This window comes from Staphylococcus sp. EG-SA-17, from assembly GCF_017151845.1.
In the GTDB taxonomy this organism is placed as follows: Bacteria; Bacillota; Bacilli; order Staphylococcales; family Staphylococcaceae; genus Staphylococcus; species Staphylococcus aureus.
Genome location: NZ_JACVZO010000039.1, coordinates 1 through 16,603 on the forward strand (window position 1 = coordinate 1; position 16,603 = coordinate 16,603).

General features: G+C 30.2%; 16 protein-coding genes and 2 pseudogenes. 4 read left to right on the plus strand and 14 right to left on the minus strand.

Going from position 1 to position 16,603, the window contains the following annotated elements; translation table 11 throughout:
- Positions 1–189: 189 nt before the first annotated feature.
- Positions 190–258: pseudogene (locus tag IDG65_RS14885) on the plus strand (hypothetical protein); the annotation flags it as partial.
- Between the two features lie 138 nt (positions 259–396).
- On the opposite strand, the gene IDG65_RS12995 reads toward IDG65_RS14885, so the two are convergent.
- The 11 genes and pseudogenes from IDG65_RS12995 to IDG65_RS13050 all read right to left on the minus strand — a co-directional run bounded on the left by IDG65_RS12995 (position 397) and on the right by IDG65_RS13050 (position 10,603).
- The gene (locus IDG65_RS12995) at positions 397–588 is read right to left on the minus strand and encodes a hypothetical protein (protein WP_001224379.1); all 192 of its coding nucleotides are present in this window, start codon (positions 586–588) and stop codon (positions 397–399) included.
- A gap of 560 nt (positions 589–1,148) precedes the next feature.
- Complete coding sequence (locus tag IDG65_RS13005) at positions 1,149–1,943, minus strand: tandem-type lipoprotein (protein ID WP_000581892.1); 795 nt, start codon at positions 1,941–1,943, stop codon at positions 1,149–1,151.
- Positions 1,944–2,054: 111 nt separating this feature from the next.
- Positions 2,055–2,162: pseudogene (locus tag IDG65_RS13010) on the minus strand (Csa1 family protein); the annotation flags it as partial.
- Between the two features lie 316 nt (positions 2,163–2,478).
- The gene (locus IDG65_RS13015) at positions 2,479–2,766 is read right to left on the minus strand and encodes a hypothetical protein (RefSeq protein WP_000521958.1); all 288 of its coding nucleotides are present in this window, start codon (positions 2,764–2,766) and stop codon (positions 2,479–2,481) included.
- A gap of 2 nt (positions 2,767–2,768) precedes the next feature.
- Positions 2,769–3,095, minus strand: coding sequence for a hypothetical protein (locus IDG65_RS13020; protein ID WP_000495498.1), 327 nt, complete (start codon positions 3,093–3,095; stop codon positions 2,769–2,771).
- Positions 3,095–4,369 (minus strand): hypothetical protein, encoded by a 1,275-nt coding sequence (locus IDG65_RS13025; RefSeq protein WP_000978018.1) that lies wholly within the window; start codon positions 4,367–4,369, stop codon positions 3,095–3,097. Before IDG65_RS13025 ends, IDG65_RS13020 begins: the two co-directional genes overlap by 1 nt.
- Complete coding sequence (locus tag IDG65_RS13030) at positions 4,366–5,139, minus strand: tandem-type lipoprotein (RefSeq protein WP_000581879.1); 774 nt, start codon at positions 5,137–5,139, stop codon at positions 4,366–4,368. The genes IDG65_RS13025 and IDG65_RS13030 overlap by 4 nt, the downstream gene beginning before the upstream one ends.
- Positions 5,140–5,396: 257 nt before the next feature.
- A complete protein-coding gene (locus IDG65_RS13035; RefSeq protein WP_000972273.1) occupies positions 5,397–6,182 on the minus strand; it encodes a tandem-type lipoprotein in 786 nt (261 codons plus the stop codon).
- 110 nt (positions 6,183–6,292) lie between these two features.
- Positions 6,293–7,042 carry a tandem-type lipoprotein gene (locus IDG65_RS13040; RefSeq protein WP_000581912.1) on the minus strand — a complete coding sequence of 250 codons (750 nt, stop codon included), beginning with the start codon at positions 7,040–7,042 and terminating at the stop codon, positions 6,293–6,295.
- A 305-nt stretch (positions 7,043–7,347) separates the two neighbouring features.
- Complete coding sequence (locus IDG65_RS13045) at positions 7,348–10,209, minus strand: DEAD/DEAH box helicase (RefSeq protein ID WP_000088704.1); 2,862 nt, start codon at positions 10,207–10,209, stop codon at positions 7,348–7,350.
- A 1-nt stretch (position 10,210) separates the two neighbouring features.
- The gene (locus tag IDG65_RS13050; RefSeq protein WP_052997700.1) at positions 10,211–10,603 is read right to left on the minus strand and encodes a (deoxy)nucleoside triphosphate pyrophosphohydrolase; all 393 of its coding nucleotides are present in this window, start codon (positions 10,601–10,603) and stop codon (positions 10,211–10,213) included.
- Positions 10,604–10,734: 131 nt separating this feature from the next.
- Between IDG65_RS13050 and IDG65_RS13055 the strand changes: the two genes are divergently transcribed.
- The 3 genes from IDG65_RS13055 (at position 10,735) to IDG65_RS13065 (ending at position 13,545) form a co-directional block, all read left to right on the plus strand.
- Positions 10,735–12,543, plus strand: a complete 1,809-nt coding sequence (locus IDG65_RS13055) for a phospho-sugar mutase (RefSeq protein ID WP_075583758.1) — start codon at positions 10,735–10,737, stop codon at positions 12,541–12,543.
- A 283-nt stretch (positions 12,544–12,826) separates the two neighbouring features.
- Complete coding sequence (scrA, locus tag IDG65_RS13060) at positions 12,827–13,093, plus strand: SaeRS system activator ScrA (RefSeq protein WP_000678764.1); 267 nt, start codon at positions 12,827–12,829, stop codon at positions 13,091–13,093.
- A 143-nt stretch (positions 13,094–13,236) separates the two neighbouring features.
- The gene (locus IDG65_RS13065; protein WP_000217714.1) at positions 13,237–13,545 is read left to right on the plus strand and encodes a hypothetical protein; all 309 of its coding nucleotides are present in this window, start codon (positions 13,237–13,239) and stop codon (positions 13,543–13,545) included.
- Positions 13,546–13,652: 107 nt separating this feature from the next.
- On the opposite strand, the gene IDG65_RS13070 is transcribed toward IDG65_RS13065, so the two are convergent.
- From IDG65_RS13070 to IDG65_RS13080, 3 genes are all read right to left on the minus strand, one after another.
- Positions 13,653–13,856 carry a hypothetical protein gene (locus tag IDG65_RS13070; protein WP_072398205.1) on the minus strand — a complete coding sequence of 68 codons (204 nt, stop codon included), beginning with the start codon at positions 13,854–13,856 and terminating at the stop codon, positions 13,653–13,655.
- Between the two features lie 10 nt (positions 13,857–13,866).
- Positions 13,867–15,060, minus strand: a complete 1,194-nt coding sequence (locus IDG65_RS13075) for an MFS transporter (RefSeq protein ID WP_000966095.1) — start codon at positions 15,058–15,060, stop codon at positions 13,867–13,869.
- Between the two features lie 382 nt (positions 15,061–15,442).
- Positions 15,443–16,603, minus strand: a 1,161-nt coding sequence (locus IDG65_RS13080; protein ID WP_206174137.1) for an E domain-containing protein, incomplete at its 5' end; no start/stop codon positions are given.

Consider the following 16,603-nt stretch of genomic DNA (forward strand, 5'->3'; position numbering starts at 1 on the left):
TTTTCATGTTTAAGTTCTCCATAACAATTTTTAATTTTGGTAAATCTGTAAGAGTAGTAACTTCAAAATCAGTATTTATGTCTAAAGATAATTTCATTGTTGTTCACCTCAATAAAATTATCTCTAGGTGTTTAAAAATTGTACATGTTTAAACAATCAAAAGTGTACATTATTAAATTATCATTTCCAGTAGGTAATCGTTTTAAAAATAATATAAGCATGACTAAAGCCACATCCAATATAGGACGTGGCTTTTAGTATCGTTCCAGATTTGTGGGGAGTTAGGGTTTACTTAATTAAAGGGGTCTGCCCTCAATTGCTCACCAACGAGGGCAAGTTACATCAATCACACTTCAATTGCCGCCGACTAGGGGTAGTAATCATTGGCAATAAGAACTAGTTAGTGACTAACGATTTACGTTCCATAGCAAAGTGATACAAACGCTCAGCATCAATGTAAGGCATAGAATCAATAGTTAGGTAACCATCTTTGATGTCACCAATTAATCCTTGATTTACACCAGTGTTCACGTAAATATCATAGCTACTTACGTCTGAGAAAATAAGCGCTTCAATCTCTTTTCTCATAATCATCACTCCAATGTTTATATATTATTTATATAAACTCTCTCGTCTCTCTCTATTTATTAACTTCTTACAAGTCTAATATTACATGAATTTCCAAATAAATAAAGGGATTTGTGATGTATTTCACAAATTTATCACTATTTTGGAAAATTAAGAAATATTTAATTATATAAAAGTTTAATAAGTAAGAAAATATGATAAAATGTAGATGTTCTTTAGACATTAAAAGCTTCTAACATGATACGGAATATGAGGTTCCTGTATCACATTAGAAGCTTTTTTGTTGTAGTGATTATATTGATAATGGCATGAATGAACACAAGCTGTCTTAGTTTCAGGAATCGGCTAGAATATTAAACTTCCGTTCTTTGAATATTTTTTTATTTCTTACTAATATCATCCAGTTCATTCTTCGCCTTTTTAACCCAATCTCCTTGAGCTACATTATCAAATTCACCTTTAAATTTTTTGAAATGGCTACCTATATTTCACAGCTCACTTTAGATATCGAACTTGTTTCTTCAGAGTTACTTGTTATATTACCAGGTTTTATTTGATATTCAGTTTGACTCATAACTTGTACCCTCACTTGGAGTATATTGTACAGAATCTGTAAAATAAATGTTTTCTTCTTTATTTTCTACAAAGGTAAATTCTAGATTTTTTGATCCTACAGATGAGCCTTTTAAATCACCATCACCTTTTATTAATAATTTCGGAGCTTTGTTGGTTGGAATATCATATCTTTTTCGAAGTTGCTTCACATTGTAGTCATCGTTTTTCAATTGATATTTTGCGGAATAACTTGGAACATTAGGATTATATGAAATGTCACCATCTTTATAATCATTAATATCTTTAAAGTCACCGTATTGTACAAAGAATTTAAAGTTTTCGATTTCTTTTCTTAACTTGTCATTCGGTAGTGGCTTCGTTGGTATGATTTTATTATGTTCCATTTTTACCGGATACCTTTTTTCATCATCCTTTGGCCTGCCGTTACTGTCATCTGTCATTTCACTTATAAAATAATACCCTTTTGTGGTTCTAGTATTGCGATTGATATAGAGCACCATTCCTCTCGTTTCCATATCCTTACCTTTTGGCTCGATTACCATTTCAGAATTAACTATCCAAGTACCTTTATCACCCTTTTTAAATTCTTGATCTCGAAAGCCTTCTTTATCGTAAAAATCATCGAGATTTTTGGTTGGATATAATTTTAATGTTTGATTAAATGTGTCTTTAATTTGGGCGTTTCGACCATTTGTTTTTGTCATAATGACATAACCTACAATCAATATAATGAGTAATACCAAGCATATACCGAGCGTTAATTTCTTTGAATGAATCATCATTTCTCCACCTTATATTTTTAATATTGACTCAGTTTTTAATATTTACAACTAAAGCGAAAAATTATTTTGAACACTTTATGAAATTTTTATTTCAAACTTCTATTAACTCTATTCAGTAGGTTTGAAATTAATACTATCAGAAAAATACACATTTTCTTCTTTATTTCTTATAAAGTTAAATTCTAGTTCTTTAGAACCTACGGATGAGCCTTTTAATCGCCATCACCTTCATACAGTTTGAAGTCATATTTACCAATTGTAAATGACGACTAGATGATATATAGTTCAAGAAACATCAAAATTCGTTAAAACATAATCAAATTTTATTATGTTCAAAACTTTATTTTCCAAAAAATAAAAAAGAAGTTAAACAAAGATTGGTTGCTTAACTTCCATTATTGAATTCATTAGTCCGATTTGACACAGATCCCGAAAAATAATGGCTAATAGCCACTTATAGTCGAAATTATGAACTATATAATTCATTTATTATTAAATGGATTATATACTTATTGTGTTTCTTAATACCTTTTTATACTTTAATATCTTGAATTTTTTCTAAATCATTACTAATATCTTTTAATTCGTCTGTGGCATTTTTCACCCAAGCCCCTTGTGCCGCATTTTTAAAATCATCTTCAAATTTTTTAAAATGACTTACCATTTGGTCAAGTAATATTTTCTCATCACTTTTCAGCTTATTTTGATGATCATGATGCATCCGAACATGTTCAGGCGCAATAACCTCACTAATCTGTTCTTTTTCCTTCATTTGTTCCAATACTGCTAAATCTGGTAAACCACTAAAATCAAGTCCCACGCTTATTCATCTCCTTCAATTCTGTCAGATTGTTTTAGATATTCTCTTCTTAACTCATCTTTATAATCTTCTAATTTCATTTCGTGATGTCGGATACGTTGATTCGTTTCTCTATCGAAAGATTCTATAATACGTGTCATCCTGATCATAGCGTCTTCACTATAATTCATTTTATGTTTGAGATATAAGAAATGATCATACATTTGTTCACATTTCTTGCGTGTTTGATGTCTTAATTCATCAATTTGATTGAATGCATCATTCAATTGTTTTCTTTCTTCATCATAGGCATTTTCAAGTTCATTAATATTTTTATACGTAGTAAACATTACATCATCCCATCAATCTGGCTCGCTAACATTTGGTCATTAGAAACAATTGCTTCGATACTCTGTTTAATTTTTGCGATATAGCCATTACAATTTTTATAAACATCATTTAATTTCTTTATCTTATCATCAATTTTTCTTTTGGGATCTGTTTCAAGTTTACTTTCATACGCGCCACCTTTTCTTAATTCATCTATAACCTCTTCAGAGGTTAATTTTTCACCAATTTCATTTCCAACTTCTTGCGTTTTTTTCCAGTTGTCTCCAAATTTATGTGCCATCGCGTGATACATTTTTTTCAAATGTTGGCTTTCTTCATTCACTAATTGATTTAAGCCTTCGGCAATGGTTAGTGCTGTTAAAGCTTCTAATAATTGTTGTTGGGAGGAAGAGAGTGATCCACCCGTTGTTTGAATCCAATTCGCTCTTAACGTCTCTACTTTATGTAATCTATGCCTCGTTTGTTTACGAACGGATTTTAATGATTTATTATTTTCGTCTTGATAGCCTTTAACTTTGTTTAATTCGGCTAAGATTATAGCCTGTGTTCCGCTTATTAAAAAACCACTCATTGAATGGCCTTCTCCATTTTTAAGTACTATTTTTTCCCCAGCAGTTTCATATAAATGATTGCGGACAACTGCATCTAATTCGTCTTCATCAGACACGAACCTTACAATGTGACCATCGTACTTTTCAATCAATTTTTTAAGTTCATCTTCATCGGCATAAAGACCACTCACATCTTTGATCGCTAATGGCGCTGGATTATACACAACGATATGTTTAATATCATTACTCATACCTAAAATCATCGCATCTCTACCGCCCAGCGAATGTCCGGTAATAATATCAATATCATAGTCTTTTTTGATATTTTTGATAAAGTCTTGGGTATTTTTATAATGTGGATCTTTATCTGTGACTATATGAAGGCCAATATTGACATCGGCCCCAAAATCCTTTAGCGTTTCACTTGCATCTTTGTTTACATTAGTACCTGTCATACCTAAAGTAACTTTGCCTGTGTCTTTATTTAAAAAGGCACTTGTAGTCGTACCTGTTTTTGGGTCTGTATAACTATCGACATATTTTAAATTTTTAGGGAAACTGTCCTTTTTTTGTAACTTTACAATTTGCCTCCTGATTTTTTCTACCCCCAAATTATTATTATTGGCATTTTCAATTTCATAGCCAATTTTTGACACTGCACTTGTTTCTTCAGAATGACTTGTTATATTACCTGAATTAATTTGATAATCTGATTTCATCATAATTCATCTCGCTCAGTCGGTTTATAATCAATATTATCAGAAAAGTAAATATTTTCTTTTTTATTTTCGACAAAAGTAAATTCTAACTCTTTAGACCCTACAGATGATCCTTTTAAATCACCATCGCCTTTTAATAACAGTTTCGGTGCTTGTTTCGTTGGTATGTCATATTTTTTTCTTAACTGTTGCACATTATAATCATCATTCCTCAATTGATATTCCGCTGAATAACTAGGCACATTAGGATTATATGAAATATCACCATTTTTATAATCATTAATATCTTTAAAATTGCCATATTGTACAAAAAATTTAAAGTTTTCAATTTCTTTTTTCAACTTGTCATCTTGTATTGGCTTCGTTGGGATAATTTGATTATGTTCCATTTTGACTGGATATTTTCTTTCTTTTTCATACGTTTTTCCTTTTGTTTCACTTACAAAAAAATAACCTGTTGTCCTTCTTGTATTTCTATTCATATATAGAATCATTCCTCTTGATTTTAAACTTTCTCCCTTTAATTGAATATTCATTTCAGAGCTGATTATCCAAGTACCTTTGTCTCCTTTGTCAAATTCTTGATCTCGAAAGCCTTCTTTATCGTAAAAATCATCGAGATTTTTGGTTGGATATAATTTTAATGTTTGATTAAATGTGTCTTTAATTTGGGCGTTTCGACCATTTGCTTTTGTCATAATGACATAACCTCCAATCAATATAATGAGTAATACCAAACATATACCGAGCGTTAATTTTTTTGAATGAATCATCATTTCTCCACCTTATATTTATAATTCTGACTCAGTTTTTAATATTTACAACTAAAACGAAAAATTGTTTTGAACAAATAAATTTAATTGTAATTATTTTGTATTTTAAATCTTCTTATCAGAATTATAAAACAATTAAATCAAAAGATAAAGTTTCTGTGATTTATTATTAATTTTAAGAGTTATCGTTATAATCTTTTACCTAGTGCTTTATGAAAATTTAATTCCAAACTTCTATTATCCCTATTCAGTTTGACTCACGATTTATCATCCTCGCTTGGAGTAAATTCAACCGAATCTGTAAAATAGATATTCTCTCTTTTATTTTGTACAAAGATAAATTCTAAGTCTTTAGAGCCTATGGATGAACCTTTTAAATCGCCATCACCTTTCAACAATAGTTCTGGTGCTTTTTTAGTCGGTATATCATATCTTTTTCTTAATTGTTGGACATTATAATCGTCATTACTTAATTGATATTTTGCCGAATAACTTGGTACGTTTGGATTGTATGAAATATCCCCATTTTTATAATCTTTAAAATCTTTAAAGTTGCCATATTGTACAAAAAACTTAAAGTCTTCAATTTCTTTTTTTAACTTCTCGTCTTTTATAGGTTTTGTTGGGATTATTTGATTATGTTCCATCTTGACAGGGTATTTTTTATCTTTATCATGTGTATATCCTTTTTTATCTTTAGTTATCTCACCTACTATAAAATATCCTTTCGTTGTTCTAGTGTTACGATTGATGTAAAGTACCATCTCTCTGGATTTTAAGGCTCCTCCTTTTAATTGGATGTTCATTCCAGAATTAATAATCCAAGTACCTTTGTCTCCTTTGCCAAATTCTTGATCTCGAAAGCCTTCCTTATCGTAAAAATCATCGAGATTTTTGGTTGGATATAATTTTAATGTTTGATTAAATGTGTCTTTAATTTGGGCGCTTCGACTATTTATTTTTGTCATAATGACATAACCTACAATCAATATAATGAGTAATACCAAACATATACCGAGCATTAATTTCTTTGAATGCATCATCATTTCTCCACCTTATATTTTTAATACTGACTCAGTTTTTAATATTTACAACTAAAGCGAAAAATTATTTTGAACACTTTATGGAATTTTATTCCAAACTTCTATTAACCCTATTCAGTAGGTTTGAAATTAATACTATCAGAAAAATACACATTTTCTTCTTTATTTCTTATAAAGTTAAATTCTAGTTCTTTAGAACCTACAGATGAGCCTTTTAAATCGCCAGATCCTCTCAATTTTAATTCCGGAGCCCTTTTGGTTGATATATCATATCGTTTTCTTAATTGTTGGACATTATAATCATCATTATTCAATTGATAGTTTGCGGAATAACTTGGTACGTTAGGATTGTATGAAATATCCCCATCTTTATAATCTTTAAAATCCCCATATTGTACAAAGAACTTAAAGTTTTCAATCTCTTTTTTTAACTTATCATCCCTTATGGGCTTCGTTGGAATAATTTGATTATGTTCCATCTTGACAGGGTATTTTTTATCTTTATTATGGACGTATCCTTTTTTGTCTTCTGTTGTCTCACTTATTAAAAAATATCCCTTAGCTGTTCTAGTGTTACGATTGATGTAAAGTACCATCTCTCTGGATTTTAAAGCTCCTCCTTTTAATTGGATGTTCATTCCAGAATTAATAATCCAAGTCCCTTTATCTCTTTTATCAAACTCTTGATCTCGAAAACCTTCCTTATCGTAAAAATCATCGAGATTCTTGGTTGGATATAAACTCAATGTTTTGTTGAAATTTTCTTTAATTTGTTTATCTTCTTTCACGTTACACGCGCTAATAAAAACAGCTAATAATACTAAATACAGCCAGAGCCTCAACCTTTTTGAATGAATCATCATTTCACACCCCCATTTTTATTTTTGATGCAAAGTTAAGTTCAAATTCCAATATTAATAATACTAGAGGGAATTTTATGATTAAATCCTCTTGGCTTTTAATTGTTAGTTGTATTTTTCACATATCAACATCACAAATTATTTAAAAAGCGCAAATATCTTTATAATTTTTATTGGCCTAACCAACTAATTAATTAAGATAAATTGCGCTTATATTTAAAATAATAACACTGAAACTCAATGTCTTTACTTATTAAAAGTGATGTTTAAATACATCTTTACTAACATTCATTTTTCGGTTTACATTAATTTGTTATATAGCGATATATATCATCTCTTACAGCTTTATCGAGTGCTAAATCCATAGTTACTACGTTTGAACCATTCGGCATTTTATCTTGCTTCTCTGAACCTTCTATATATCCAGCAGTTCCTAAATAATAAAAATATATACCATCATCATCTTTTTTCTGTACAAAAATATACATTTTAATTCCTTTTGCTCTATGGGACAAAATTTTCTGAACTTCTTTTGATTTTAGCGTTCTATTAGATTTAGTAAACCATTTTAATTCATCTTGACTTAAAAATTCATCTTCATATTTTGTGCTATCACTTATATCCTCATGCTTATCATAAGTGATAAATATTGGCATTTCTTGGCTTCTTATCATGTATCCCATGATTACAGACGAACCATTTTTATTCCAATTAAATATTTTGCTAAAATCTTCTCTTGAATATTTATTATATAAAATCAGTCCATTTTTACCTTTTTGGTATTTTTCATTGTTATACTTTGATAATTCAATAAGATCTTCTAAAAATATTTTAAATGTTTGATTACTTAGAGCATTAGTAAATGCATCGCTTAGTCTTATCATTCTTTCATTACATTCTATAATGGGACTTCCATAGATTTTTTCAATTCCTGCGTTGTAAAATGAAAAATCTAAAATTCTTAATGAAGTATCTATATCATCTTCTGTTATAACCTTAACTTCGTTCAACATTTTATTTTTTAATTCATCATATGTTAATTCATTTTTTAAAAGTTCTTCTAAAACTAAACTATCGATTCTTTTCAATCCAGGTGCTATTTGTCTTGAAAAGAAAACCAGATTTTTAGATTCATTTTCCGTCAATAAAGTATCTATTTTTTTATACCTTACTAAAAACTCGTAATAATTACTAAATTTAGAAAATATAACGCTTGGATCTATAGAATGTTGTTGTATAAAATCCATTAGTAACGGCATGTGTCCCAATCTATTTTCAACTTCTTCATAAGCTTTTAATATTAATTTATTTTGATTCAATGATACTGCATCCAATGAATTGTAAATCTGTTTTTTAGCAACTTCTTCAAAATTAATTGTAGATACTCCATTAATCGAATCGTTATTCGTTAAAAACTTCTTATAATTATCTTTATTTTGCGATTGATCTCCAGAAAGCGCAATCGGAATTAAATAATTGGTCTTATAATTACCAATAAAATCAATTACAGTAACATACTCTTTATTTGCACTTTTTCTTAATCCTCTACCAAGTTGCTGAATGAATATAATACTAGACTCTGTTGGTCTCAACATTACAACTTGATTGACTTCTGGAATATCAATACCTTCGTTAAAAAGATCTACAGTTATAATATAGTTAATCTTACCTTCTTTTAATTTTTCTATTACAATTTGGCGATAATTAACACTATCATCTCCTGTTAAAGCAACACTTTTAATCCCTTTTGAACTTAGTTTATCCGCTAAATCATAAGCTTCTTTTTTGCTACTCACAAAAATTAATCCTTGTAAAATTTCACCTGAATATCCATAGTAATCTGTCTTTTGAATAATATAATTAACTCTTTCATCAGAAGTTAAATATCTCAGTTTAGTTACATCATCTTCTTTAATACCTTGATGTACATAATCAGTCACACCAAAATAATGAAATGGACATAAAATATCACTTTCTAACGCTGCTTGTAACCTTATTTCATATGCAATATTATAATCAAACAGTTCAAATATACTTAATTCATCTGATCTTTCTGGTGTAGCAGTCATTCCCAGCATGAACTTAGGTTTGAAGTAATTAAATACTCGTTGATAAGTAGATGCAGCAGAACGATGTGCTTCATCAAAAACAATATAATCAAATTCATTTTCATCAAATTGCTTAAAATTATCATCTCTAGATAATGTTTGAATGGTTGCAAATAAATATTTGGCATCGACATCTCTATGTTTTCCTGTCAACAATCCAAAATCACTATCATTTTTTATAGGTAATACTTTTTTAAATTCTTCCTTAGCTCTATTTAAAATCCCCTCATTATGAACAATAAATAAAAATTTATTAGGGTTTACTTCTCTAACATCTAATGCACATAAAATCGTTTTACCTGTACCAGTTGCAGATATTATTAACGCCTTATCTTTGGCTTTATCCCTAATAGCTTTTAATGACCTTAATGCTTCTGCTTGCATTAAATTGGGTACAATTTCCACTGATTTTTTCACCTTATCAGCTAGCAGCATTTGAGTTTGTTCAACCTCCGCTAATTTTTCTAAGGAACGGTACTCAAATGATTCTTTATATGAATTAATCCATTGCTCAGTCAGTGGGATACTCTTTTGCCATAACAAGTCAAATTCATTTTTTACACTATCAACTAAATCGCCATTTTTCATAGTAGACAGTAAAACATTATGCTCATAATTAACCTTTAACGCATTAGATGTTAAATTAGAGCTTCCTATTACCATAGAACTATAATCCTTATGTTCAAAAATATATCCTTTGGCATGGAATCCAGCAATATCGGTTAATCTTACCTCTACATTTTTTAATTTAAGTAATTCTCCATACATTTTAGGACTATTAAACCCTAAGTAATTAGATGTTAATATTTTCCCTTTAACACCCTTATTGCTTAAATCTAATAGTTGAGCCTTTAAGCTGGCTAAACCGCTTTCTGTTATAAAAGCTACAGAAAAATAGAACGTTTCACATTTTTGAAGTTCATCTATAATTGTTGAAAGAACTTTTTCATTTTTATTATTTACTAAAAGCTTCGGTGTATAATTACCTTTATGAGAAATATCTTTGTCTATAAACCCTTTATGTAAAGATTGATTGAAATCATTTAGTAATCTACTCATATTATCCCTCGATCATAATTTTATTAACGGCTGGTATATCCGCTGGGGCCCAATTTAATTTATCAAGTTCGTTTATTGACAACCATTCAATACTCTTATGTTCAGTTAGAGTTGGTAACTCTTTGTTTAAAGTACATTTGTATGTTGTTAACCTAACAATTCCAAAATCATATTCATGTTCTGTAGTTATAACTTTGTCTCCAACAATTAGATCACATTTCATTTCTTCTCTAATTTCTCTAATCAAAGCGTCTTTTTCAGTTTCATTCTTTTCAACCTTACCTCCAGGAAATTCCCACATTAAAGGCAGACTCATTTCTTCACTTCTCTGTGCACAAAGAATTTTGTTATCAGAAAAAATAATAGCTCCTACTACATTGATTACTTTTTTCATAAGACTCACCCTTCAATTTAAAATCATCTTAATTGTTATTCTATCAAAAATTACAAAACTATATATAAATCAATATTAAAAATTAATATTTTACATTTTCCTGCATGATATATCACTCTTACATCTACTCCATGCATTTTCATACACATCTATTATATAATACTTGTGAAAAGTATTGTCTTGGGGCTGTGTTTTTTTACTTTTGGGGCGTATTTCTTTATAATTCAATACATAAATGTAAGGGCTTTAGTTTTCATGTTTTATTAAGTCTAACTGAGATTTTGAAAGGATGTTTAGCAACAATGGATAAAGAATTATGGATAGAAAGAGCTAATGATAGTTTAGTTAAACATTTTTATGAGCAGCAATCTGACATTGAACAGCGAGAAGGTTTTGAAAGTAAATTAACATTTGGTACTGCGGGTATACGCGGAAAATTCGGTCTTGGTGAAGGTCGACTTAATAAGTTTACTATTGAAAAATTGGCATTAGGTTTAGCGCGTTATTTAAATGCCCAAACAAACAGTCCAACAATAGTCATTCATTATGATATTAGACATCTTTCAACTGAATTCGCCCAAATTATTGCTAATGTATTAGCAAACCATCAAATAACAGTTTATTTACCTGATACATATAAAACGACACCGGAATTATCGTTCGCGGTGCGCAATCTTAATACTACTGCTGGCATTATGATTACAGCAAGTCATAATCCGAAAGACTATAACGGCATTAAAGTATATGGTTCTGATGGTGCGCAACTATCAACAGATGCATCTGAGCTTGCAAGTCGTTATATCGAAGAAGTTGGCGATCCATTACAGATTGACATACCTTCTTCAAAACAAAATACATCTTATATCAAGCCATTTCCGAAATCTGTAACTGATGGCTATATGAAACACATTCAAAATATGATTGGCTATATTCCTAAATCTGATTTACAAGTTGTGTTCACTAGTTTACATGGTACAAGTGTTCCGATTGTACCTGAGTTATTAAAATCTTTGAATTTCAATCAATTTAATCTTGTAGAAGCACAATGTAAACCTGATCCGAATTTTAGCTCAGTTCAAAGTGCTAATCCTGAAGATCATCGCGCTTTTGATAAAGCAGTCGAACTTGCAAATAAAAGTCATGCAAACTTATTAATATCAACTGATCCTGATGCGGATCGTCTTGGCATTGCTGAACGTGATGCACATGGTCATATCACGTATTTTAATGGCAACCAAATTGGTGCGCTGTTACTTAATTATCGTATTCAACAAACGTCTCAATTACGTCACCGCTTAATGATTCAATCTATTGTAAGTAGTGAGTTAACAAAGTCATTATCACGCTATAATAATGTTGAATACAAAGAGGTGCTGACGGGCTTTAAATTTATTGCTCAGGAAATAAGACAACTGGATGATCATCAAAATATGATTTTCGCATTTGAAGAGAGTTACGGTTTTCTATCAGAGCCTTTTGTACGTGATAAAGATGCCGTACAAATTGTGCCACTCATTATAAAATACGCTTCTGAGTTAAAATTATATGGCAAAACATTGAAAGATGAATTAGAACAGATTTATCAAACTGTTGGTAGACATGAGGATACATTATTCTCGCATACGCTAGAAGGATTTGAAGGGAAAAAGAAAATTAATGCAATAATGACCAAATTCCGTTCAAATCCACCGCAAGAGATTCAAGGACTGAAAGTGAAAGCAATTGAAGATTATTTAACTAGCGAGGTTTATCATTTGGATAAAGACACAACGTCGCAGATTAATTCTCCTAAATCAAATGTTATTCGTGTCTTATTTGACGAAGGATTTATCGCTTTACGTCCTTCTGGTACTGAACCTAAAATTAAATTATATGTGTCGTTAAAATGTCCGAATTTTGATGATGTAGCTCAAAAAATTAATGCGATGATTTTTAGCTAATTAAAAATTTTAAACATCGAAATATTACATTTCATTTTATACTTATCAGCCCTTTTGAAACTAGAATCCTTATGTTTTCGCGTTTTGAAGGGGCTAATTTGTAATAATTTTTCAAAAGTATATTAGAAAATTAATTTTCATGTATTTTTCATATTAAGCGGTAATAATATAATAATTAATACCGCGACCTATTTAATTGTTTTCGCGATGAAAAAGGTTTAGAATTACAAAAATAACTATTTTAAATTTAGTTACAAATATATTTTAGAAAGGATGTGAAATAATGAAAGGCTCTAAACAAATACTTTTGATTATGGGCATTATATCTCTTATTGTTTTATTTATTTTTACACTATTCATCATGGCACAATATGCAAAACATTATGAACAAAAATCCGACAGTTCCAACGCACATACTTTAAACTCATCATCAGCCATAATTGAGCAACATACTATGTCGAATTTAGCGTCTCTAGATTTATACGCTCCTGTTCGTAACATTACTTCTAGTCGTGATATTCATCCCATTTATTTCATGACAAAAGATTAAAACTTCCTTTTTCATAACCCCATTCATTCAACTAATAAATTAAAAATTGATAAAAACGTACTGTTTTTTAGAAACATACATATATAAGATACGCATTCATTACTAAAAGACAGTACATTATATTCTATCAGGAAGGTGCAACAATGACCGTCAACATCGTATTTAGTATCGTATTCTGCATAAGTATGGTTATATTAGGCATTTATGTCGCAATAACTAAAGATTTCACACTAATTTCTTATATAAATCAAACGACCATTGCAGATAAACACAAGAACCAAATTGCATATATATTTACGCTATGTATCAGTTTGAGTGCAGTATTTTTAATGTCTTCAATTCTATGCTTTGAATATGATTTTATTGCATTGTCATTCTTATTTTTAACGATAGCATTATTACTTATCGCATTATTCTACGTTTGCTTTTATAAAATCACAAAATATCCATAAATGTTTGCGATAGTGTGTTGGTTAGATTTATTGATGCGCTGTCATTAAGTAATTGTTTGCGAAAAAAATACAACCTTGTACGAATACAAAGTTGCATTAATATAGAATCATTTATGCTTTTTAATATCACAAATTAAATTGATTAAACTAGCTAAAATAGTCAAAATTGGAATCAAGATTACATATATATCATAACCTCTAGATATTAGTATACATAATATAATTAGCGACCCTATTATAATTGCTAAATTATAAGCCAAACTAATTTTATATTTCATTTCAATTCCCACCTTAATAGCATTGATTAAAATTCTATTATGTTTACATAGACTTCTTAAAAAACTTTAACCCCGATAAGCTAAGCATTGAAATAATTGCACCTCCTGATATAAATATATTACTTAAGCTTAGTAAAGGTATAATTAAACTTATCAGTCCTAAAGATAATGTATCCGCTGCGTAATTCGATGTAGATGAGATACTAAATACTTTCCCCATCAAATGATTTGGCGTTTTTATTTGAATGGCAACTGATCTTGTTAGTCCCTCTATAGATTGTCCAAGTCCCACTAATGTTGCACCTATATACAATATCGCCACACTTGGAAACACATTAATAATCGATAAACCAATTCCCCAAACTAAAACACCAATACTAAATTTAAAGATTAATCGTTTTTCTGACAGTAAACCCATAATCAATGACATTAATAAAGACGCTATACCTAAACATGATGTAGCTAGTCCATATACACCAACGCCCTCTTTTAATATATTGGAAATAAACAATGGTAATGCAACACGCCAAAGGCCAGTATTAATCAATATGCAGGCAAATTGAATGATTATAATAAATGGAATTTCTTTAGATTTTTTCAAGAATTCCCAAGTTTCAGAAAAATCTTCTTTTGAGTGTCTATCAATCATGTTGTTATTTGTATATTTTAAAAGTGCATTAAAAATAAATCCTAAAAATAGCAATATACTGCAAATAAAAAAGACGCCAACATTACCAACTAGTATTACAATGACACCAATTAAAGCAGGTAAAATAATATTTGAGCCTCTTTGCAAACTATCGATTAACGCATTACTTGTTGCTAAATGCTCCTCATCAATAATTTCAGGAAGAATTGCCCTAAACGCAGGATCCGTATAGCAGTTAATAATGGTGATAGCTGTAGATATGGTTAGAAGCGTCAGATAATTTAAATTTGATGTTATTGCAAGTAAAGGAATAATTATTATAATCAAACTTAGTATAAGATCAGATAGATAAAGTATTTTCTTTTTATTATGTTTATCAGAATATGCGCCACCGAAAATACCAAATATAATAAATGGTAGTGTTTGACTCATAACCATCATTGATAATTTTAAAGATGATTGGTTTGTCAATTCAACAGTAAACCAAATTATTTGTAACGAAAACAGCACAAAGCAACTCCGACGTAAGAAATTACCAATCAATAAATATGTAAAGTTTCTATTTTTCAAAACTTCTAAGTACAACATATTTATCACCTCTCATAAAAATAATTGAATGCATCCACCAGCTTTTTTAGACCTTCTTCTAAACTCTCTTTATCCAAAGCGCAATTAATTCTAATATAATTTAGTCAGTTAAATATCAATTATTTCGAAATTTACATACTACTTGAAACACCATACATAACCCCCAAAATGACTACTCAGAGGTTATATTCTACTAATTATGATTATATTAAATATGAAAATATTATCAAAAAATCAAATTTATAACAAAAATACACCCCTTAAAGTTAGGTCTTTCAATCCAACTTTTGGGGTGTATATCATTTTCATCATATTCTAGGTTGTTTTTAACAAACTAAATATAGTGAATGCAAATCAAGTATTATTTAAATAATGAATTATTTTAATTTTTTCTTCTACGTGCCAATAACATTAATCCAGCAATTCCAATTATACTACTAAAGATCAATCCTTTTTGTGTGCTTTCTGCACCTGTTTTTGGTAATTCTGCTCGTTTTTTCTCTTGATTAGCTACTGATTTTTTAGCAATTTTAGATTTTTTAACTTTATCATTTTTATCCATTGAATGAACTGGTTCATTTGGTTTTGCTCTGTCTTTCGATAATCCTGGATTGTCAGGATTTACTGGGCCACTTGGATGAGTTGGTCTGCTCGGCTTCTCTGGGTTTTCAGGTCCTTTTGGATCTTTTGGTTTCTCGCCACCAAACTCTACAATCTTATCTACTGGTTGTTTTGTGATCTCTTCTGTTGGTTGACCTTCGCCAACTTTTTCACCCGTTAATGGGTTCACTGTGATTGGTGTTGTGATTGTCTTACTTCCTGGTTGTCCCTCTTGTTTCACTCGCTCTTCACCAGGTTGTAATTTTGGATTAAACTCACGTTTTGTTTCAAACGGTATCTCTACTGTTTTTGTTTCTGGTGTACCCGTTTTTGGTCCGTGTTTAATCACATCATCCACTGGCTCTTCGATCACTTTTCCTGTGTCTGGATTCTTAATTCCTGGTTTACCTGGTACTTTTTCCGTTTGATCTGTTGGTAAGTTTGGATCAAAGATATCTTTATGACCTTGCGGTATTTTCTCGCCACCGAATTCTACAATCTTATCTACTGGTTGTTTTGTGATCTCTTCTGTTGGTTGACCCTCGCCAACTTTTTCACCCGTTAATGGGTTCACTGTGATTGGTGTTGTGATTGTCTTACTTCCTGGTTGTCCTTCTTGTTTCACTCGCTCTTCACCAGGTTGTAATTTTGGATTAAACTCACGTTTTGTTTCAAACGGTATCTCTACTGTTTTTGTTTCTGGTGTACCCGTTTTTGGTCCGTGTTTAATCACATCATCCACTGGCTCTTCGATCACTTTTCCTGTGTCTGGATTCTTAATTCCTGGTTTACCTGGTACTTTTTCCGTTTGATCTGTTGGTAAGTTTGGATCAAAGATATCTTTATGACCTTGCGGTATTTTCTCGCCACCGAATTCTACAATCTTATCTACTGGTTGTTTTGTGATCTCTTCTGTTGGTTGACCCTCGCCAACTTTTTCACC